Here is a 21,876-nt window from a genome sequence, read left to right on the forward strand (position 1 = left end):
TTTTTGTATGTTTTGTAGTGCGTATTGTAAATCGTATCGTTCCTTATTCCATCATCATTTCTGGAATAGTTCCCTCAATAATTAATGCTGCTTCAGTGGAAGCAATAATATGTTCTACCGTTACTCCTGGAGCCCGTTCTAGTAACTTAAATCCTTTGGGGGTTACTTCTAATACGGCTAGTTCAGTTACGACTTTTTTCACGCAGCCCACACCAGTTAATGGTAAAGTACATTGTTTAAGAATTTTAGATTGTCCCGCTTTGTTGACATGCATCATCGCAACGATAATATTTTCGGCAGAAGCCACTAAATCCATGGCACCACCCATTCCTTTTACCATTTTTCCTGGAATTTTCCAGTTGGCAATGTCACCGTTTTCAGAAACTTCCATCGCGCCCAGAATAGTGAGATCAACATGTTGCCCACGAATCATTCCAAAACTTAGCGCTGAATCAAAAAAGGAGGCTCCCGGCAATGTTGTTATCGTTTGCTTTCCGGCGTTGATAATATCCGCATCTTCTTCGCCTTCAAAAGGAAATGGACCCATGCCTAAAACGCCGTTTTCACTTTGAAACTCAACGTCAATTTCATCAGGGATATAATTAGCGACCAATGTTGGTATACCTATTCCTAAATTCACGAAATAGCGGTCTTTAAGTTCTTGTGCAATACGTTTTGCAATACCTATTTTATCTAATGCCATAATATTTATGTATTAATTTTTTAATGTATCAATCTAGCAATGTGTCGAATTGTTTTATATAGCTTTGAATTAGCCATTTTTTTTGCTGCTACTGATTATTTTATAAACGATCAAACCAAGTTCATTGACTGTAGCCTTTAAATTAGTATCAAATGGTTAGCTTTTTGCACTTTCACAAATAATTAACCACTATTTAGTTGCTTCTAATTCTTTTGCAGCAATCTTTATCTTATGAATAAAGTCTGCTCTACTTTCTGCATTTTGAGCTGCTTAAATAGTAGCGCCAATACTTGTGCCGTTTTTTAGCAACTGATTTCCGATTACTTTCTACTAATTCACAAAACTGAATAATTTACAATTCTAAATCTACTGATTTAGAAACAGCTACATTCTCTCTGAACATAATTGTGTTTTTTAAATTATTAGATTGGTAAATTGATAAATTGTTTAATTCTTTTTTCTGGTTGTACGTTGCTCGATTCTTTTTTCATATTTCGATCCTTGAAAAATACGTTGCACGAATATGCCTGGAATATGAATTTGATTGGGATCAAGCGTTCCGGCTTCCACTAATTCTTCCACTTCAGCAACGGTGATGGTAGCGGCTCCGGCCATGGACGGATTAAAATTGCGGGCTGTTCCTTTAAAAATCAGATTCCCAGCCGTATCTCCTTTCCACGCTTTTACGATAGCAAAATCAGCTTTGAAAGCCAATTCCATCACATGCATTTTCCCATTAAATTCTCTAACTTCTTTTCCAGTAGCTACTTCAGTTCCGTATCCTGCAGGAGTAAAAAAGGCGGGTATTCCAGCTTGAGCAGCACGACATCGTTCAGCTAAGGTTCCTTGGGGAATTAATTCTACATCCAGTTCCCCAGAAAGCATTTGGCGCTCAAACTCTGCGTTCTCTCCAACATAGGAAGAGATCATTTTTTTAATTTGTCTTTTGTGTAATAATAAGCCAAGACCAAAATCGTCCACACCAGCATTATTAGAAATACAGGTTAGACCGGTGGTTTCTTTTTTTACCAATTCAGCGATGGAATTTTCGGGGATGCCACAGAGACCGAAGCCACCTAACATGATGGTCATTCCGTTTTCAAGCCCTTCAAGGGCAACTTGAACGTTATCTACTTTTTTGTTTATCATAGTCTATTTTTTTAGGTCCGAGCAGCTGTGTTATCAAACAGTTTTAAGTGTGAGAATAGGAAACTGCTGGAAATTCAAAATCAGTAAATGCAATTATTCTTTGTCAGAATAGTATCAATTATAGTTGTTTAATAGTCCGAAAATAATTCGGTTTTTATAGAGCTATATTGAATACATAAGGCGTATTAGAATTCAAATTCATCTGTGCTTTGAAGCGTATCAGTAGTGTCTTTTGCAGCCGGTGCATTGTAACAATCTACTCTTATCGAAAGATTTGGAGGTCTTTCAAATTCTCCTTTTGACACATTTAAATTTTCATCAGCATAACAAAGTTTCATAAAGTAAGCCCACACAGGCAATGCCGCAGTTGCCCCTTGTCCATAAGTAATACTTTTAAATCGGGCGGAACGATCTTCATTACCTACCCAGACGCCTGTTACCAGATTTGGAACCATTCCCATGAACCACCCGTCAGACTGGTTCTGCGTTGTTCCGGTTTTACCTGCAATTGGATTGGTAAACTTATAAGGATAGCCCGTAATTCTGTTGTATCCATAACCTCCACCCTCAGTTCTTAATCTGTTTCCGGATCCTCCCTCGGTTACCCCTTCTAATAATTTAATAATGGCAAAGGCAATATCTTTGTTCAGTACATCATGAGATTCCGGTATTGGCTCATAAATAATGACACCACTTTTGTCTTCGATTCGGGACAAGAACTGCGGTTTTGTATAAACACCTTGATTTGCAAATGTGCTATATGCCGCAACCATATCCTCGACGGTTATATCTACCGCGCCCAATGCAATAGAGGGTTGGATAGGTATTTCAGATTTAACCCCTAATTTATGCGTTAGCTTAACAACCGCTTCAGGACCTACTTTGTCCATCAGTTTTGCAGAAATTGTATTTATGGAATTGGCCAATGCTTTTTTCAAGGTAACCATTCCTATGTACTTGTTGTTGGAGTTTCTGGGTGTCCATGCTTCAGTAACGTGGTGGCGCCCAACAGGCATAGTGAAAGGAGCATCTATTATGGAATCACAAGGGGACATGTTTAATTGTTCGATTGCCGTAGCGTAAACAAAGGGTTTGAATGTGGAGCCCACTTGTCTGGCTCCTTGACCCACGTGGTCGTATTGAAAATATTTATAGTTAATTCCACCTACCCAGGCTTTTATGTTACCGGTTTGCGGTTCCATCGCCATAACTCCTGATTGTAGAAAATGTTTGTAGTATCGGATGGAGTCCATAGGAGTCATAATAGTATCTTTTTCTCCTTTCCACGTAAATACCGTCATTTTTGTTTTTACACCAAAAGATTCGATAATTTCTTCATCGCTTTTGTCCGCAGATTTTAAAACAGCCCAGCGGTTTGATGCTTTCATCGCATTGGTTAAAATGCGTTGCGTTTCCCTGTCAGAGATACCTACAAAAGGCGCGTTTTTGTTGTTTTTTGCTTGAATAAAAAATTCTTGCTGAAGATTTGCCATGTGAGCAGAAACGGCTTCTTCCGCATGTAATTGCATTCTGGAGTCAATAGTGGTATAGATTTTTAATCCATCTTTGTAGATATCATAATCAGATCCGTCTGGTTTTTTGTTTTCATCAACCCATTTTTTCATGTAATCACGAAGATACTCTCTGAAATAAGTGGCAGATCCTTCTCTATGGCTTTCCAGTTTAAAATCAAGAGTAATTGGTAAGCTTTGGAGTCTTTCTTTTTCTTTCTCTGTAATAATATCTCCTTTCGCCATCTGCGCAAGGACTACATTTCTACGATTTTTCACTCCTACAGGGTTTCGTATCGGATTGTACAAACCTGAATTTTTGAACATCCCTACTAATATAGCAGACTCTTCAATAGCTAAATCTTTTGGTTCTTTTGAAAAATAGGTTTGTGCTGCAGAACTTACCCCTACTGAATAGTTCCCAAAGTCATATACATTGCAGTACATAGCTAAAATTTCATTTTTGGTATATTGTCTTTCTAATCGGATAGCAATAATCCATTCTTTTACTTTTTGTACGATTCTAAAAGGCAAAAACTTTGAACCTTCGCCATGGAATAATTGTTTAGCCAGTTGCTGTGTTAAAGTACTTGCACCACCGCTACTTCCAAGACTTGCAATAGCTCTTAACGTCCCTCTTCCATCGATACCTGAATGTTCGAAAAAACGCTCGTCTTCTGTCGCTACTAGGGCTTGAACTAAATTTTTAGGCAAGTCGGCGTATTTTAATTGAGATCTATTTTTTTGAAAATACTTCCCTAACACCACCCCGTCAGCTGAAATAATCTCCGTCGCTAAATTAGAGTCTGGATTTTCCAAGTCTTCAAAGGAAGGCATAGTTCCAAAAAGTCCCCAGGAGGCAAATAAGAAAAAGAGAAGGATACCACCCATTCCAAAAAGAAAAATTTTCCAAAATGTTTTAGTATAATATTTAAAATCTTTATTGGCAGTATCGCCCTGATTGTTGTTTTTTTTAGCAGCCATAAATTATCCTAGTCTTTATTTTCTATTCTTAACCCTACTTCTGTAATTCCTTCTAATAGCTTGACACCGGATATTTTACCGGTCTCCCTGACGGCTTGTTTGATATAGATTTTGTATTCCCCCTTGAATTTTACATTCTCTTTAAAAAACAACTTACTTTCCTTTATGTCCGTAAAGCCGTTACCTAAAAGGGTTCCGTCAGGTTCTGCCATTTGATATTCTAAGGTATCTACTTTTGTATAGCCATTGGGTTTTTCAACAGATACAATCAAAAATAGATTATTGTATTGATAATTGTTATTGTCTCTAAGAGTTATGAATAAATCATATCGTTTTGTGGAATCTAATTCTGGTAAATCGAATGTTATAACACTATCTTTATGCCAGGCATTTCCCACCGATTTATATTCGTCAAAAGCTCTTTTTTTATCACATGAAAAAAAGAGTATTGCAATCAAAAACAAAAAAAACGCTATTTTTTAGCCTCATTTCTAGTAATAATTATGGGTTTTCTTGTTATGGCAGGTTTCTTTTCGTTTGAAACTGGAGGTACGGTGTTTGCCGGTTTTTTAGTGTTTGCGACAATCTTATTATCTCCTGCTGGTTTACTTTCTCCTGTTGGCCTAGGTTTTTTTGTTTGGTTTTTTCTTTTTTTAGGTTGATCAAATCGCGTTAAGCTCTCTTGACCCATCGCATTATTGAAATCTTTTTCTATTTCTTGAACGACTTCAATTGCATAATCCTCAAGTGAGGATACTTTGTTTTTCAATTTGTTTTCGGCGATGATTTCCTGTACTTTTTCAATTTTTAGGATATGCCAATTCGCAAAATTATTAGTGTAAGCAAACCACATTAATCCTTTAAAAATATCTTGTTTTTGACAAATTGCATCACCTTTTTCGGTAACTAATTTGGTTTCAAAATCAGGAAAACCTTTCAAGGCATCCATGTAAGTGTCCAATTCATAGTTAAGACAGCATTTTAATTTGCCGCATTGTCCCGCTAACTTTTGCGGATTCAATGATAACTGCTGGTAACGCGCTGCTGAAGTATTTACGCTTCTAAAATCCGTTAGCCAAGTAGAACAGCATAATTCTCTTCCACAGGAACCTATTCCCCCTAGACGAGCTGCTTCCTGACGGAAACCTACTTGTTTCATTTCGATTCGAGTACTGAATTCTTTGGCGAAATCTTTAATCAAAAGTCTAAAATCAATTCGGTCATTTGCCGTGTAGTAAAACGTGGCTTTAGACCCATCTCCTTGAAATTCAATATCAGAGATTTTCATTTCCAGTTTTTGAGAAATGGCTAATTCACGAGCGCGAACTTTCATAGGTTCTTCCTTTTCTCGTGCCGCAGACCAGATGTCAATGTCTTTCTGTGATGCTTTTCTATAGATTTTAGGAACCTCGTTGCTGTCAGGATTTGCTCCTTTTTTCTTCATTTGGATTTTTACCAATTCCCCCGTCAAAGTAACAATTCCGATATCATGTCCCGGAGAAGCTACAGTTGCCACGATGTCTCCCATACTCAAAGTCAATTTTTCAGTATTGCGATAGAACTCTTTTCTTCCGTTTTTAAAACGAACTTCAACACAGTCAAAGGGGGCTTGTCCAGTAGGTAAGCTCATATTAGAAAGCCAATCGAAAACAGTTAATTTATTGCAGCTATCAGTGCCGCAAGTCCCATTATTTTTACAACCCTTTGGTGATCCACCATCAGAAGTTGAACAACTTGTACATGCCATAATTTTATATATAGTGTTGTGACGAGCACAACTTATGTTCTTAAAAAGATTAATGTGTAAATATAGCATTTTTTAAGTGCATGATACAAAAACAGTAAATTACAACAGATTAAATTTTTCATAAAAAAGCCTATTTCAAGTGGATGAAATAGGCTTTTTAAGAACTTTATGTTAAAAAACAGGAGTTTAAATTTTATACAACTTATCAGATAAACGAATTCTAAAAGGCAATTTGAAGGTGCAGGTATCCCCAGCAACTGCTTTTTCAGCAGTTGCGTCATTCACTAACATTTCTTCGATAATTAATTTTTGCTTACCGGTTGTAGCGCCTATAATCAGGATGGTATCTCCTGTTTTAATTTCGTTTTCTTCTATTAAAAATTGGCCAATACTTGGTTTTGGGTAAAAATGAGTTCCTTTTCCAATGTATTGTTTTGTGATTTTCGGTTCTTTGGTACTAGCCACTTTTGGTACAACTGCGACAAAAGTACCGAGACTTTCTAGATTATTTTTAAAAGTCAATACATCCGATTTTCCTTTTTTGAAAATCTTATTCCCGTTTTTGATTCCTCTGCGAATGGCTTTTTGCTCTTCCTCTGGTAAGCGAACTACATCAATACAGTCTTGTGAACAACAGCCTTCCATTATCTGAGCACATTCCTCACATTGGATAAAAAGCAAATGACAACCTTCATTTAAACAATTGGTGTGCACATCACATGATTTCCCGCATTGGTGGCATTGTGATACGATATCGTCTGTAATTCTTTCGCCTAAGCGGTGATCGAAAACAAAGTTTTTCCCAATGAATTTACTCTGTAAACCTTCCTCTTTAACTTGTCGGGTGTATTCAATGATTCCGCCTTCCAGTTGATAGACGTTGTCAAAACCTTTGTGCTTAAAGTAAGCGCTGGCTTTTTCACATCTAATTCCTCCGGTACAATACATCAAAAGGTTTTTATCTTCTTTATGAGCTGCAAGTTGGTTTTCAATAATGGGTAAGCTTTCTCTAAAAGTATCTACGTCTGGCTTGATTGCGTTGGTAAAATGACCAATTTCGCTCTCGTAATGATTTCTCATATCAACCACAATGGTGTTTGGGTCTTCTAAGAGATCATTGAATTCTTTCGCTTTCAAATGAATCCCGATGTTTGTTACATCAAAAGTTTCGTCTACTAATCCGTCTGCAACAATTTTGTCACGCACTTTTACCGTTAATTTTAAAAAGGAATGATCGTCTTGTTCTACGGCAATATTCAATCGGATGCCTTTCATGAAATCATAGGTGTCAATAGTATCTTTGAAGGCATAGAAGTTATCTGCGGGAAGTGATAGCTGGGCGTTGATTCCCTCGTTGGCCACATATATCCGACCAAGAACCTCAAGTGGGTTCCATGCGAGGAATAAGTCGTTGCGAAATTGTGTGGGGTCTTGAATTTGCGCATAAGCATAGAACGACAAAGTAAGTCTTTGTTTTCCGGCATCATCAATCATGATGGCTCTTTCTTCTGCGCTTAAGGTGTTATACAGTTGCATGCTATAAACAGTTTAAGTGTGAAAAATGATTTTTGCAAAAGTAAGGAAAAGTGACAAAGTGACAAAGTTTCTGAGGTTCTAAGTTTTTAGGAGCTATTTCCAGCTCTCCACTGTATCTTTTATGCCAAACCCTGGCATAAAAGGATGCCGTTTCCATCTGGGCTAGGTAGTTTGGGCAGCTAGAAGTTTATTTTAATTATAAGAGGTTCTTAAAATAAAAAAAGCCCTGAATAAACTTCTGAGCTAATATTTGTATTTTAATCAAGTTACTTATTTGCGGTTATTCACCACATTTTCAGTCAGTATGTGGGATACTTCTCTTAGTTTTCCTTGTTCGTACAACTGTGGCAAATCTTTCAAAGCGGTTTTAACAGGCGCTTCATAATTTACATAATCCTGAAAAGTGACGCCAGCAATTACGCGTGTATTAAAAGCCGCTCTAAAACGTACGCCGCCTTCATTTACTTGGTAATTGTAAGCCAAATAATCAATTTTGTGGTTGTCTTTATTAATCCAATATTGGTATTCATCATTAAAATCTTTTCCGCCACCGTCTTGACCAAATGTTGCGCTTATCACATCGTACTTCTTTCCTTTGATAGTTGTTTCTTCAACGAATTTCGTGTTTACCGAAGCATCATGTAATTTGTGCGGTAGCGTGGCAAAGTAAATAACCGAATTCAACGTTTCAGAATATTTCCCAGCATCTTCTTTATTTAATGTTTGTAAAGTGCTATTGATACTCCTTTTAAACTGGTCTTGAGTCATTACATCTTTAACAAGAGAATCACCTTTTTGAACTTCAGAGGAGTACTCAAAATGGTCTCCATTGTTTATAAAACGATATTTGTTTCCTCTAAAAACAAAAGAATAATCAGCAGTATCGTACAAGCTTCCACCGTGCGCTTCGATGGCGCGATTAACTATAGAGTCTGCTTTTGAGAGCTGTTTTTCGATTCTAATGGTATCGTTTTTTTCGGTTGCTTCATCACTATCCTTTTTCTTATTACAAGACAATAAAAGCGTCGCAATAACACAAAGCATTATTAGGTTTTTTTCATTTTTAAATGTATTGCATTTTATAAAGAACAGCTTAATAAGTATGTGTTTTATACAATTTTTAACGTCGGCGTTCTTTTTTTATGATTTAGAAATAATTTGTCAGTGCTGGGTTTTGCCCGCGCTGTAGCAAAGTATTCTCGTGAAAGCTAATGGTTACGAAGTCTGGGGACGTGGTTTTTACATTTTCTGGTCTTCTTCAACAATTAGTTTCAAAGAGTTGATGTAATCCGTATCAAATTCTATCACTCTTATTTTGTTTGGCTTAAAACTCATCTCTCCTTCAAATATTCCTTCGTCTCCTAAAAAGTCTATTACTATCTCTTCTTCATCCATTTCTATGAGTTTACCCAGATAAACGGCTTTATCGGACTTTGTTGCGATTTGGAAAACTTCATATTTACTCGCTAAAAAATAGATGATGGAAGTTATATCAGTAAGCGGAATTATTTCGGCAGCACTTGTTTTTAATCCTTTGAGTTTAATTACTCTTTCGGTAAATTCATGGTCCTTGTCTTGGATAATGGCCTTTACATTTTTGTTTCTTAATATCGTATATCCATCAATTATAAAATCGACAGGATTATTTTTAATTAAGATCCAATCTTCAGTCCAATCAATAAGAAAACCACTGAAAATGTCTTTTTTGTCGTCAAATTCTATTGTGATTAATTGTCGTAAGTATTTGTCCATTTTATTTTTTTAATTTTATTGAGCGGTTTGTCACTACTGTAAGTTTCGGAATTGTTACGATAAAAGGGCATCGTAACCTTTAGTATATTTATTCAAAAGTAAATATACGTGTTTATAGAACCGACTGCTTGAATGTATTCGCACCAATTGCTTCCCGTAAAGATACTACGGATTTAGTTCTTATTTAAATGTAAAATTCGTCGTTAGGATTCTTTTTAGCTACTTTCGTGTCACAGAATGTAATTCTGCGCTGACGGAAATCGCAATCAATTCGCAAAGATTTATAAACAAATTCAATCATGTTTGTCATCTGGTAGGAATCTCAAATACTGTAATGCTTTTATCGAATTGCTATGTGGGATGGTAATTTAAAGGTTTCCATTGGTTCTGATGCAGGGTGCAATTCTGCGCTCACGGTTGAGGTTTATCTGCGCAATCGGGTTTAAAAATTGGATAGGTACGAAGTCGGGACTACTCATAGCAAGGTTTACTTTTTATTCAATTGTTATCATAAAACTTAATATTTAATTTCTAAATGTAGTTGTCTTCCTTTTTTAAATGCTTTTTTATCCATTTTTAAACCAACAGCAACAGCAACTCCCATAACAAGAGGTAAGTCCAAAGCCAGCAACCCAAGATTGCTCATACTCAATCCTAAACCACCCCGATTGGCAAGCTAAAAGCAGACATTCCAACTCCCATCCAGAGATTTGGATAGTAGCTTTTTGGAGTAACTTTAAGTTCTTTTTCAACTTGCTTTAAAGTTTTGATTTGTTCTAGCTTTATAAGCTCCCTTAATTTATCTCCTGTAAGTGACGAAGAGTTTAGTTTTTCAATACTTCCATGAATAGATTTGATAATGTTTTGAGATAATTCCCTTCTTCTAATTCGCGTAGAGGTTCTCCAAATTAGGAATAAATTCTATCTAATTTAACGAGGCTCGTTATATCTTGTCTCTTTTTTAGTTTAATGTTATTCATATTGTTATGTAAAGTTAATTGCTTAGCAATAGGCCTTATTAAAGACACATCTTTTTTGGACTAGCTGTTATTTGATGAGTAAATTATGAATAATTAATTGTAAGAAATTTTATATATTTTTTCCAATCTTCATTTAGAGTAGGCACGTTTTTAGCCCAGATGGGTATTACATCCTTTTTCTAGTCTTGTCTTTTGGACGTGTTCAGAAAAGGTATAGTATGCACCTGACCCGAGCGAAGCGAACTGGCGAAGTAGAATAACTCCAAATAAAGAAACCACGCCGGGACGTGGTTTTAAACAATACTTTTTTGACTGGGTTAACAGTTTATTTTAGCTATTTAGCCCGCAAGACGTTAACGTTTTAACTGGTTTTATCTTGAAGCCTCTTTTTTACTTTTATTTAATATACACAAGCGACTCTGATTTTTCTATGAGTTCTCCTATTGGTTCCGCATAAAGCCCCTTGCTTTTTAAAATTGATTCCACTTTTTGGGCAGCCTCTTTTTTGACAGCAATCAATAGTCCGCCACTAGTTTGTGGATCACATAAGATATGGCGTTGCTTTTCATTTTCAATGTCAAGTTTATGACCGTAACTATCCCAGTTTCGAAGTGTACCGCCAGGAACACATTTTTTATCGATATAGTCATGAATCTCATTGAAAACAGGCACTTTGCTATAATTAATAATAGCAGATACATTGCTTCCTTCACAAACTTCAAGCAAATGGCCCATAAGTCCAAATCCAGTTACATCAGTTAATGCGGTTACTTCTTCCATTTCGGAGAGTTCTAATCCTACATCATTTAAAATAATCATCGAATTAGCAGCAATGTCTTTATGTGCGTCTTCTAAAAGGCCTTTCTTTTGTGCCGTAGCTAAAATTCCAACACCTAAAGGTTTGGTTAAATAAAGGACACTTCCTGATTCTGCTTTATCGTTGCGTTTTAAATTAGAGATTATAACTGATCCAGTAACTGCTAGTCCAAAAATAGGTTCTGGATTATCAATACTATGACCACCAGCAATTATTATTCCTGCATCAGCGCATGCCTTTCTGCCACCTTCCATTACTTGAGCGGCCACTTCAGGGGCTAACTTATCTATGGGCCATCCTAAGATTGCAATCGCCAGTAATGGTTTTCCTCCCATGGCATACACATCGCTTAAAGCATTAGTAGCTGCAATCCTTCCAAAAGTGAAAGGGTCGTCTACTATGGGCAAGAAAAAATCGGTAGTACTGATGATTCCCGTGCCATTTCCCATGTCGTATACCGCAGCATCATCCCTAGTGTCGTTACCTACTAAAAGACGGGTGTCTTCCATTTTTGGGCTATTAGACTCTAATATGGTAGTCAATACTTTTGGTGATAACTTGCATCCGCAACCTGCACCGTGACTAAAACTTGTTAGTTTTATACCTTCGTTCATTTTTTTTAATTTAGTAAGTTTTATTAAAAAACCAGCCGTTTCCTCAGGATTGACGGTAGGGGTTTTAAATTCTAGAATTCTAGAATCTTCGCGTTTTTGTAATCCCTTTAGGTAGTATTTATCATAATATAGTAGGGTAATAGCTACTACTTTATAATAGTTCTTCTTTTCAAGCTCTTCTTGAGCAAATTTGGCATTGTCGTATCCAAGTCTTTTAGTGATTCGACCAATAGCATCGGCTAATTTGTCTTGATTAAGACTTGCGTAGGTGGTAACAAGGTGTTTTATTCTTTCCTCGAGAGGAACGTCTAAAAAATAGACGGGCATCTCTCTCATTTTAGAATAAAATGCATCAGGAATCGCTACTTGGCCAATTAACCTACTTTCGTCTTCAACCCATATTGTTTGATTAGGGTCTAAAGTTCTGACTATTGAGAATAGATTATTTTCAAATTGCTCCGTTGTTGGCTGCGGCGGAAGGTCTATCCCCCCGAAAGCGGAGCCTCTATGATTAGCCAATCCCTCCAAATCAATTACTTGCTGCCCTTTCTTTTTTAAAGAATGCAGTATCTCAGTTTTCCCCGTACCAGTATATCCACCTAGAATTTTAAGATTAAAGGGTTGATCAAAAAATTGTACTACATAATTGCGGAAAGCTTTGTACCCTTTTTCAATAACGTAAACTTTTTCAAAACCATTTTCGATAAGATGGTCAGCAAAAGCATTACTTCTCATTCCTCCACGCCAGCAATGAATAGCCACTTCTTTGTTAGGTGCAATTGCAATGGATTTAGTTATAAAATCATTTAGTTTGGGTTCTACATACCCAAACCCAATTTCAATGGCTCTTTCTTTTGACTCTTTTTTATATGCAGTGCCAACTACTGCTCGTTCTTCATCAGTAAATAATTCAAGATTAGTAGCATTTGGCACATGTCCTTTAGCAAATTCTCCAGGCGACCTCACATCAATAAGTGGGATATGCTCTAAATTTTGAAAGTAGAAGTCTATGGAAATGATTTGTTTCATTACAAAGTTTATATGATCCATCAAAGATAAACTTATTATAGAAAGCAAGCTTCTATTTTTCTAGAAGTAAGAGCAATAGTTTTAGTATTAATTGCATTAGCTGTATGTGCAAAGTTAATATTAAACGAATTTATGTCTTAGTTCAAAATGCTTTGGTATAATGCCGATAGATTATGCCGATTTTTCGACATAATAGAAGAATTTGAAGAAGGTACTATTGGAATTAGTGATGCAATGCAATGCTGCGCTAACTACTTTGATTTATCTGATTGATCGGGTAAGGTTTAGGAAGGAGGAAGACTTCAAGCAGTGGGTGACCACTATATTTAAAGAATACGTCAAAGAGCTGTGTGATTTAGCATTTTTCATTTGCTAATCATTTCCTAAAACAGGGTTTAGTAATTTTAAATTTTTAGTATTTAAGAGCTATAGTCATTTTCAGAACGCCGCCATCATATAGAAATTCAGCATCAGAATAGGAAGGAGCACTCAATACGATTTTTGCACCAGAAGAAAAACCATAACCTTCCTTTGGAATTCCAAACATGTTAGTGTCAAGTTCACCGTTGTGGTTTTCATCATGAATCACTACAATCGCATATTTTCCTGGTAGAATATCTGAAAATTCAAAACTCGCGTCTGCTCCGCTTATTTGTGTTATCATAATCTTAGGTGCAAATTTCAGAAATTTATCCGGAAAACCTTTTTCGGATTTAAAAATAGCGCAGGCGATGGCTCCAGTATTGTTAGCAATATTCTGAATTTTCACATTAAGCGAGGGACATTCTGTCTGAGCAAATCCTTTTGACGGCAGCCATAAGAAGATAAGAGCCAACCAAAAAAGCGGCCGTGAAAATTTTCGGAAAACCTGATGTATTACCGAGTTACGATTATTTTGAGAGAAAAACATAAAAAGCAGATTGTTTAACATTTTGATTTGTCTTTGATACATAATCTAAGTTAATTATTATGTGTTTGAAATACAAGTTATTAACAGCTATAAATATTTTTTTATAGATTTTTTAATTTTTTTCTCATTTGTGAGGTCTTATTTATGTCAGCTGGTTAAAGTTAAGGGGCGGGAATAAGAATGTGTTGGTGGCAGCTTTCTTGCTTGTCACTTTACATCTAAAGTGTTGCATTTATATCAGTTGTGTGCTAGTTGCGATAATCGATGGTGGCTACATTTATCCTGGTAGTACAACTAGTATAAGCTCTACGTGGGCTTAAGGATCGCGCTGGCGTAGGTCATATCAAGGGAGTTTTTTAAAATAGCATTGAAAAAATTACAGATTGTTACTGCTTATGGGTATGAGTAAGATGGTGTACTTTATGTTAAACAAAATAGGTTTGGCATCAGCAGTGGCTTGAGTTATGAGGAAAAGGTAGAGATCTATCAAACAGCAGTTTGATTTTGTTTTAAATAACACTTCGAAGAGCTGCATGTCGGTTGATCGGTTCCGTTCAACCAAGACTTCATGTTGGGTTTTCTAGACTACCTAATCCTTAGTTGCTAGCAGCAGTTCTTTATTCTTTAGTATTTATAAAAACAGCATATTGGTTAGCAGTTCGGTTCTTAAGCACAATATAACCTTTTATATTTTTCATATTAATTGTATCTGTAAATAATCTTTCAATTTCTTTACCGTTTAGTATGTATCTTAACTTTTTAATTTCTGGTTTTGGTTCTTGTGTTTCCATGTAAACGTTTGCTCCATTTATTTTACCTTGTTCTCCCCAAAATTCCTCAATCATATCTGAGTTTTTTGGGGTAATAAATAAGCCCTTCCGATTTAGATTGTTAAAAATAGGATGTTTCAAATCTACTTTGGAATATATTTTAGCTGATACTTGTGAGATTACAATTATTGGGTCATCTTCGATTAAAGATTTTTTCATCACTTCTTCTGCATAATTCTTAAGACTAACTTTTTGAGATACTTCTTTTATTCCTTAATTACATGATGCCACTAAAAATAAAATTAGTCAATGCAAAAAATTGTTGCATCGATGTTATGTGTTTAAATTGTTGATAACTAGTGACGATCATCAAATATAAATCTTTTTCGTACTAAATATTACTTAGAAAGTAGATTAGTTATGCCATTGCCAGAGCAGAGTTATAGCGTACTATCGTCAAAATTTTGTAAAAGAGTAATTGTGAGCTAGAACGTTTATAGCCCAGATAGAAGTGGAAATCCTTTTTTATTCGCTTTTTAGCGAGAAAAAAGATTGAAACGAATAGCTGGAAATTGCTTCAAATAAAAAAAACCACGCCGAGACGTGGTTTTAGATTGTGACTTTTGTCGGGATTAACAGTGCTCGTTGTAAGCATCTTGTAAGTTCTCAGCAATCAACTCAGCTGGACGACCTTCAATGTGGTGACGTTCCAACATGTGGACTAATTCTCCGTTTTTGAATAAAGCCATAGCTGGAGATGATGGAGGAAAAGGGAACATGTGTTGTCTTGCTGCGTCTACAGCGTCCTTATCTACTCCTGCAAAAACAGTAATTAGGTGATCTGGCTTTTTTGCTCCTGCTAAGCTCATTTTTGCTCCTGGACGTGCATTTCTAGCAGCACAACCACATACAGAGTTCACTACAACTAATGTAGTACCTTCTGCTTTCATTGCGTTTTCAACAGCCTCTGCACTATGTAAATCTTGAAAACCTGCAGCTGTTAATTCAACTTGCATTGGGGTTACCATATCTTGTGGATACATATCTTTTATATTTTTAATTTGTATTATTTATTAAGCAAAGTTACGAAGTTTAGGATTAAGTCCTTGGAGAGAATTATAAAGTTTTGTTATAGTTCAATAGCCATTTTTCGCGTTATTTCGTAAACTATATTTTAATTAAAACGATAAAATAAAAGCACTAAAGATAGCGCAGACTCCTCCCTATAGCCTTGATGAACACAAGTTGAGGACATTTTGATATAACTTTCAAATCTTCAAAATAAGAGGTCTCTTCATCTAAGAATTTAAAAACTAATGCAGGACTCCCTTTTTTAAAAATGGACGAAAAAATTCGTGCGCCTAATTCGTTGTGTTTGTCTAAAATGTTCAATAATAGCAAATCATAAAACCAAAACTTAGTTTTCGTATGAAATTCTCGTAATTCTTTGCTTTTTTGAAGAAAGGCGACTAATTGAGTTGACTTCTTGTCAGAATTTTTGAAGGTATAGCCCGTGCTTGCTTTTGTCCATCCGCCTGCGGTTCCTATATTTAGGACGCGTTTGGTAGTTTTGTTCATGAAAGGATAGCAGGTCATGGGAATACTGCCTTGTTCTTTTTCAATTATTTCGAAATTTTGAATGCCTAGTTTTTGAATGTATAACTTGATTTCCTGCTCGTATTCCTCTTTTGTTAAAAGCTTGTGCGAAAACAGAGTGTATTCCAATAAAGCTTCAGTGGTTGAAGTAGGCAGTACATACATAAAACGAGTATTTCCTTTTTGCTCAACTGAAAAATCCATAAAAGTAGCTTGCTCTGGATTGAATACGGGTTCTTCACTTTTTATAAACCAACCTATAAAATGTTGTTGTAATACGGGGTATTTAGTTTGACTTTCCACTTCTGATTTATTGTAAATACTGTTGAAAACGGTATCACAGGTGTACGTTTCTTTTTCAGTGGCTACGAAAACGTGGTTTTCTAATTCATTTATATCAGTCACTTTTTGATTGACATAACTGATGTTTTTTTCACTTAAAATAAAATCAAAAACTTGATTGTAAAAATCCAAGCCACGAATCATGTTATATTGATAAGGTTGCAAGTCTAAATTTCGCTTAAAATCACCATTGGCAAAAAGTGCTGAATTCCATTTTTTTGAAATGGATCGTTCCCAGTCCCCTTTTTCTATTTGCCAAAAACACCAAGTACGATCATTTGTTTTTTTTAAGTTTTCATCCAATAATAAAATGGTTTTTTCCTTAAACTTCCCAGATTTAGCCATTTTATAGACTGTCATCAAAGCGGACAAACCGCTGCCCGTGAAAATGTAATGGTAGTGCTTCATATCAGTTTTAGAAATTCTTATCAAAAATAGGTAATTAATTTATTTTTCCAAGGATAGAAATAAGGTCTTTCGTTTTTATATAGGACTGTTTATGGAATAGAATGGAATAATTGCGATCTATTATAGTGATTGTAGGGTAAGTTATCTGGTTATTAACTGTAGATAGAGCAATGGCTAATTCGTGCACTCCCGTGTTTGGCCCCGTTGGTTTGAATTTAAAAGTGCGGTCGTTGAACGCGATATCATTCTTACTTTCGGCGTCTAATAGAATGAAATAAAAATTTTCATTTAATATCCTAATAACTTCTGGATTTTTAAAAGTGATATTTTCCATCATCTTGCAGTATTTACACCACGAAGTATGAACAAAAACTACAATAGGTTTTGGGCTTTCTCTCGATAGCTGTTCCGCCTCTTCGAAGGAATAGTTTTTCAATTGGGCAAAACCAGCTGGAATCGTTAGCATAAATAGGAAGAATATAAGTAGTGATTTTTTCATCGCTGTTTTAGTATTTAAACATATAAGTCATTAGAAGCTGTTATCTATAAAAAGGTTTTATTACATAGAGTCATAGAACTCCTGTTGTTTTTAAAAAGAATTAGGGGTAAGTTTCACGTAGTTAAACTGTATTTATCATTTTTGTTCATTTATTTCCCTCGTTTATTGCTCTATTGTTCTATTAAAAAATTAAATATCTTCCTTTATAAGAAAAGAATCTATGGTTTTATGTGGTTAAAAAACAAACAAATACAATAACTCCATTAAAAATTATTTCAAAGTATAACGCAATCCAAAAAAGCTTCGGACTCCTTGATTAGGTCCGTAAACATAACCAGGGTCAAAGGTTAAAGCATAAGGGTTGTCTGCTGTCACTTGTGCATTGCCGTTTGAATCATATGTAACATTTTTATCAAAAGGATCGTTGGCTCTTGCTATGATAAATGGATTTCCCCTGTTTGGTGTCCAGTTCAGTAGGTTTTTTACTCCAGCATACAATTCTAAATTTTTGAACTTATTAAAAGTGAATTGGATATTCTGAATGCTCCAAGTAGGCGAATATTCGCTTCGAGGATCTAAAGGTCCTAGTAATGGTAATCGCATAGGGCCATAAAGATTTCCGGTATAGTCAATATCCAAAAATAGTTTATCCAAGCGGTAAGAGATGGCCCAGGTTCCCGTAACTCTTTCCGTAAGTAATTGTCTTGTCTTGATATTGTTTTCTGTTTTGGTCACATCCATATAAGTGACGCCTAAAATCATTTTTAGTCCATTGTTGAAAACCAAATCAATATTAGTACTAACACCTTTTGTTACGGCATAACCATTTAAATTTTTATAGATAATCTGGTTAGGGTTGCTATCGTAATCCGGAATAATAGAATTAGAAAAACGGGTGTACCAAGCGCTGGTTTCCAGTCCTATGAAGGTACCATTTTTAGTATACATTTTTTTTAAATAGTTCAAATTGGCATTGTAAGAACGTTCTGGTTTTAATTCCTCTAGAACAATGACTTCGCGAGAACCCGTTAGAGCTGCATGTTCCTCGGTGAAAAGATTTACAATTCTAAAACCAGTTCCGGTGTTAAAACGCAAAACGTTATTATCATTAATTTTCCATTTGTAGGCTAATCGAGGCGTAAATATAGCACCGTGATTGCTGTTGTAATCGTAGCGTGCCCCTAAAAGGATAGTCTGTTTTTCTGCTAAGGTGATTTCGTCCTGCACAAACAGACTCGGAATCCAATTGATATCCTCATCAACTGTTGCGGTTGTGTTGTCATCGTAATATTGGTAACGAAGGGCAGTTCCAAAAAGTAAGTCATGAGTAGTAATTTCTTTATCCCAGGTCAACTGCCCAAAGCCAATGCGCTGCTTGGCGCGGTAAGGCATATCACCATAAATGGAATTCTGGTCGTGGTCCGTATAAGAAAACGAAAACAGCATTTTTTCTTCAATGGGAAGTTCATAAGCACCGAGTAATTCCCAGCGTTTTGTGTAAATGCTTTCGCCATACACCTCAGTTCCGCCACGGTATTTTTTCTCCCATTGCAATTCGCCTCCCCATCTGTCTTCATAGAAATAGCGTCCCGCCAGAGAGAATAATTTATTGCTCATTCTGTTGAAATTCCATTTTTGGAAAACTGAAATCCGGTCCTGCAGTGTTAAGTCGGTGAAGTTGTCCTTGTTGTTGTCAATTGGGTTGCTGTAATTGAAATAATTAATTCCAGTTAAAACGGCGGCGGCCTTGCCAACATTTGCTTTAAAACCGATGTCGATATTCACTTCGCCCCAGCCAGTGGCAAACGCATCAGCAGAGAAAACAGGCGCATTTTTCGGGTTTTTTGTAATGATGTTAATCAATCCTCCCACAGCTTCACTTCCATATAAAGAGGAAGCGGGTCCTTTGACGATTTCAATGCGCTCTAACAAGGAGTTGGGAATTCCAGACAGTCCATACACTGTCGAAAGTCCACTTACAATGGGCATTCCGTCAATTAAAACTAAAGTGTAAGGCCCCTCTAGTCCATTGATATGAATGTCTCCAGTGTTGCAAACATTACAATTCAATTGCGGCCGAACCCCATTTACATTCTGTAATGCTTCAAAGATATTTGCCGTTGGATTTTTCTGGAAAAACACGGGTTTATAAACTTCTACGGGAACGGGACTTTCTAAACGACTGACTGGTTTCAACGTCCCAGTGATTACGATCTCGTCGAGGGTATTATTCTCTCTTAAAGTAAAATTCAAAATAACCGCAGTAGTATCGGCAATTACGATGCGTTGACTTTGGGATTTAAAACCGGTATAGGAAGCGGTAATTTCATAGTTTCCCACTGGAACAGTATTAAAATGATAAGAACCGTCGACAGTGCTGGTTGTTGAACTTTTAGAATTTTTCAACACAATATTGGCTAATGGCAAAGGCATACCGTCAGTAGTTACCGTTCCCTTTATGGTGGTTTGAGCAAATGAAATGGTATTGATTAGAATACAAAAAAGCAAAATTAGATTTTTCACAACTATATTTTAGCAATAGATTAAATAAATATTTAGGCAAAGCTAAAAATTATATTTGATATAACAAAAAACATAATTACATTTGCCTCAAATTGTTATTATATGGGAAAGTCCTTAGAGGAAGTAAACGAATCAGTTTCGACTCTAAATAAGAAGTCAGCTTTTAGAAAAATTTTAGCTTTTTTCGGTCCTGCATACTTGATAAGCGTTGGATATATGGATCCAGGGAACTGGGCGACTGATCTTGCAGGAGGAAGCCAATTTGGGTATTCCTTACTTTGGGTTTTATTGATGAGTAACATCATGGCTTTGTTGCTTCAAAGTTTAAGTGCACGACTAGGAATTGTTACTCAGCGTGATTTAGCTCAGGCTTCGCGGGAAACGTATTCGCGATTTATCAATTACATTCTATACTTTTTGGCTGAAGTTGCTATCGCCGCCTGCGATCTCGCTGAAGTATTGGGAATGGCAATTGGTATAAATCTATTGTTTGGGATTCCACTTATTGAAGGAGTACTGATTACGGTACTGGATACGTTCCTGTTATTGTTTTTGATCAATAAAGGCATCCGAAAAATGGAGGCTTTTATCATAGCGCTAGTTATGGTGATCGGGGTTTCTTTTATTTTCGAAATGATTTTTGCACAACCTAATATGGGGGATATACTAAATGGTTTAATTCCTTCGATGCCTAACGAATCAGCATTGTACATTGCAATCGGTATCATAGGGGCTACCGTAATGCCACATAATTTATACTTGCATTCTTCTTTGGTGCAAACTAGAAAATTTGACAGAACCACGGAAGGTATTAAGCAGGCTTTAAAATATAATTTTATAGATTCGACGATTGCGTTGAATTTGGCTTTTTTTGTAAATGCAGCGATATTAATTTTAGCAGCGGCTACATTTTATAAAGTTGGGATGTATGAAGTTGCTGAAATTCAGGATGCACACAAGTTTTTAGCGCCATTATTAGGGACTAAATGGGCCCCTATTTTATTTGCGGTTGCCTTGATTGCCGCGGGACAAAGTTCGACGATAACAGGAACATTGGCCGGTCAAATTATCATGGAGGGCTATCTTAATTTAAGGATTCAGCCTTGGGTGCGTAGAATAATCACTCGATTGATTGCCATCATTCCGGCAGTTGTCGTAATTAGTATTTTTGGGGAAGGAGTGACTGGAAAATTATTAATCTTGAGTCAGGTAATTTTGAGTTTGCAACTGGGTTTTGCCATTATTCCGCTGATTCATTTTGTAAGTGATAAATCTAAAATGTATGGATTTCATATTAGTAGAACCACACAAGTAGCATCTTGGATCGTGGCTTCGATTATTGTGGCACTGAATGGAAAATTAGTTTTTGATGAAATAAGTGGCTGGTTAGAGGTTTCAGAAAATCCTATTGTTTTATGGCTTACAGTGGTTCCACTAGCAGTAAGTTTCTTGATATTATTACTGTACATTGTCTTTAAGCCGTTTGTTAAGAAATCAAAAATCGCAATTCAAAACCATTCTCCACATAATTTAAAACTGACCTTTTCTAAATCAGAAGGTTATGCTAAAAAAGATATTGCTGTTTCTGTTGATTTCTCTTCTGCGGACGAAATCGCATTGAACAGTGCCTTTGAATTAGGAGGTACAGCAGCTAACTATACGCTGATTCACGTAGTAGAAACGGTTGGTGCGATGATTTATGGAGAGAATATTGATGATCATGAAACATCAGTCGATGAAAAATTACTGGAAGAATACAAAGCAATTCTATCAGAAAAAGGATTTAAAGTAGCGATTCAACTGGGCTTTGGTAAGCCAAATAAAGTGATACCAGAAATTATTAATGAAGGGAATTTTGACGTTTTGGTCATGGGAACTCACGGGCATACGGGATTCAAAGATTTACTTTTTGGAACTACCGTTGACAAATTGCGACACAAGATTTCTATTCCATTGTTTATAGTAAAAAATTAAAATAATAAGGAGCTTAATCCCGCTATCCGCTC

The 21,876-nt window shown here is 36.1% G+C and carries 16 protein-coding genes and 2 pseudogenes; 1 reads left to right on the forward strand and 17 read right to left on the reverse strand.

Translation table 11 applies throughout. The annotated features are described in order from the left end of the window. Nucleotides 1-43: 43 nt before the first annotated feature. From A3SG_RS0102035 to A3SG_RS0102110, 17 genes and pseudogenes are all read right to left on the reverse strand, one after another. On the reverse strand, nucleotides 44-703 hold the full coding sequence (locus A3SG_RS0102035) for a CoA transferase subunit B (protein WP_016988335.1): 660 nt from the start codon (nucleotides 701-703) through the stop codon (nucleotides 44-46). A 447-nt stretch (nucleotides 704-1,150) separates the two neighbouring features. Then, nucleotides 1,151-1,852, reverse strand: coding sequence for a CoA transferase subunit A (locus A3SG_RS0102040; protein WP_016988336.1), 702 nt, complete (start codon nucleotides 1,850-1,852; stop codon nucleotides 1,151-1,153). Nucleotides 1,853-2,037: 185 nt separating this feature from the next. After that, nucleotides 2,038-4,347 carry a penicillin-binding protein 1A gene (locus A3SG_RS0102045; protein WP_016988337.1) on the reverse strand — a complete coding sequence of 770 codons (2,310 nt, stop codon included), beginning with the start codon at nucleotides 4,345-4,347 and terminating at the stop codon, nucleotides 2,038-2,040. An 8-nt stretch (nucleotides 4,348-4,355) separates the two neighbouring features. Then, a pseudogene (locus A3SG_RS0102050) lies at nucleotides 4,356-4,836 on the reverse strand (gliding motility lipoprotein GldH). Then, a complete protein-coding gene (locus tag A3SG_RS0102055; RefSeq protein ID WP_016988339.1) occupies nucleotides 4,820-6,094 on the reverse strand; it encodes a stage 0 sporulation family protein in 1,275 nt (424 codons plus the stop codon). The pseudogene A3SG_RS0102050 and the gene A3SG_RS0102055 overlap by 17 nt, the downstream one beginning before the upstream one ends. Nucleotides 6,095-6,280: 186 nt before the next feature. Continuing rightward, entirely contained in the window at nucleotides 6,281-7,630 is a 1,350-nt protein-coding gene (locus A3SG_RS0102060; RefSeq protein ID WP_016988340.1) for a rhodanese-related sulfurtransferase, read from the reverse strand. A gap of 270 nt (nucleotides 7,631-7,900) precedes the next feature. After that, a complete protein-coding gene (locus A3SG_RS0102065) occupies nucleotides 7,901-8,674 on the reverse strand; it encodes a DUF6503 family protein (RefSeq protein ID WP_016988341.1) in 774 nt (257 codons plus the stop codon). A gap of 195 nt (nucleotides 8,675-8,869) precedes the next feature. Beyond that, nucleotides 8,870-9,382 carry a hypothetical protein gene (locus tag A3SG_RS0102070; RefSeq protein WP_016988342.1) on the reverse strand — a complete coding sequence of 171 codons (513 nt, stop codon included), beginning with the start codon at nucleotides 9,380-9,382 and terminating at the stop codon, nucleotides 8,870-8,872. A 517-nt stretch (nucleotides 9,383-9,899) separates the two neighbouring features. Then, the gene (locus A3SG_RS22680) at nucleotides 9,900-10,028 is read right to left on the reverse strand and encodes a hypothetical protein (protein WP_016988343.1); all 129 of its coding nucleotides are present in this window, start codon (nucleotides 10,026-10,028) and stop codon (nucleotides 9,900-9,902) included. A 730-nt stretch (nucleotides 10,029-10,758) separates the two neighbouring features. Continuing rightward, complete coding sequence (gene selD / locus A3SG_RS22685) at nucleotides 10,759-11,793, reverse strand: selenide, water dikinase SelD (RefSeq protein ID WP_255347657.1); 1,035 nt, start codon at nucleotides 11,791-11,793, stop codon at nucleotides 10,759-10,761. A gap of 36 nt (nucleotides 11,794-11,829) precedes the next feature. After that, nucleotides 11,830-12,843: pseudogene (mnmH, locus tag A3SG_RS22690) on the reverse strand (tRNA 2-selenouridine(34) synthase MnmH); the annotation flags it as partial. Between the two features lie 391 nt (nucleotides 12,844-13,234). Next, a complete protein-coding gene (locus tag A3SG_RS0102085; protein ID WP_029596563.1) occupies nucleotides 13,235-13,753 on the reverse strand; it encodes a DUF2141 domain-containing protein in 519 nt (172 codons plus the stop codon). A gap of 596 nt (nucleotides 13,754-14,349) precedes the next feature. Beyond that, nucleotides 14,350-14,721 (reverse strand): hypothetical protein, encoded by a 372-nt coding sequence (locus tag A3SG_RS0102090; protein ID WP_016988346.1) that lies wholly within the window; start codon nucleotides 14,719-14,721, stop codon nucleotides 14,350-14,352. Between the two features lie 413 nt (nucleotides 14,722-15,134). Further along, nucleotides 15,135-15,545 (reverse strand): BrxA/BrxB family bacilliredoxin, encoded by a 411-nt coding sequence (locus A3SG_RS0102095; RefSeq protein WP_016988347.1) that lies wholly within the window; start codon nucleotides 15,543-15,545, stop codon nucleotides 15,135-15,137. Nucleotides 15,546-15,702: 157 nt separating this feature from the next. Then, complete coding sequence (locus A3SG_RS0102100; protein ID WP_016988348.1) at nucleotides 15,703-16,848, reverse strand: lycopene cyclase family protein; 1,146 nt, start codon at nucleotides 16,846-16,848, stop codon at nucleotides 15,703-15,705. A gap of 34 nt (nucleotides 16,849-16,882) precedes the next feature. Beyond that, on the reverse strand, nucleotides 16,883-17,347 hold the full coding sequence (locus A3SG_RS0102105; protein ID WP_016988349.1) for a thioredoxin family protein: 465 nt from the start codon (nucleotides 17,345-17,347) through the stop codon (nucleotides 16,883-16,885). Nucleotides 17,348-17,617: 270 nt separating this feature from the next. Further along, nucleotides 17,618-19,870 (reverse strand): TonB-dependent receptor, encoded by a 2,253-nt coding sequence (locus A3SG_RS0102110; protein WP_016988350.1) that lies wholly within the window; start codon nucleotides 19,868-19,870, stop codon nucleotides 17,618-17,620. 102 nt (nucleotides 19,871-19,972) lie between these two features. Between A3SG_RS0102110 and A3SG_RS0102115 the strand changes: the two genes are divergently transcribed. After that, nucleotides 19,973-21,844, forward strand: coding sequence for an Nramp family divalent metal transporter (locus A3SG_RS0102115; protein ID WP_016988351.1), 1,872 nt, complete (start codon nucleotides 19,973-19,975; stop codon nucleotides 21,842-21,844). Nucleotides 21,845-21,876: the final 32 nt, after the last annotated feature.

Source organism: Flavobacterium sp. ACAM 123, assembly GCF_000264055.1.
Taxonomy (GTDB): Bacteria; Bacteroidota; Bacteroidia; order Flavobacteriales; family Flavobacteriaceae; genus Flavobacterium.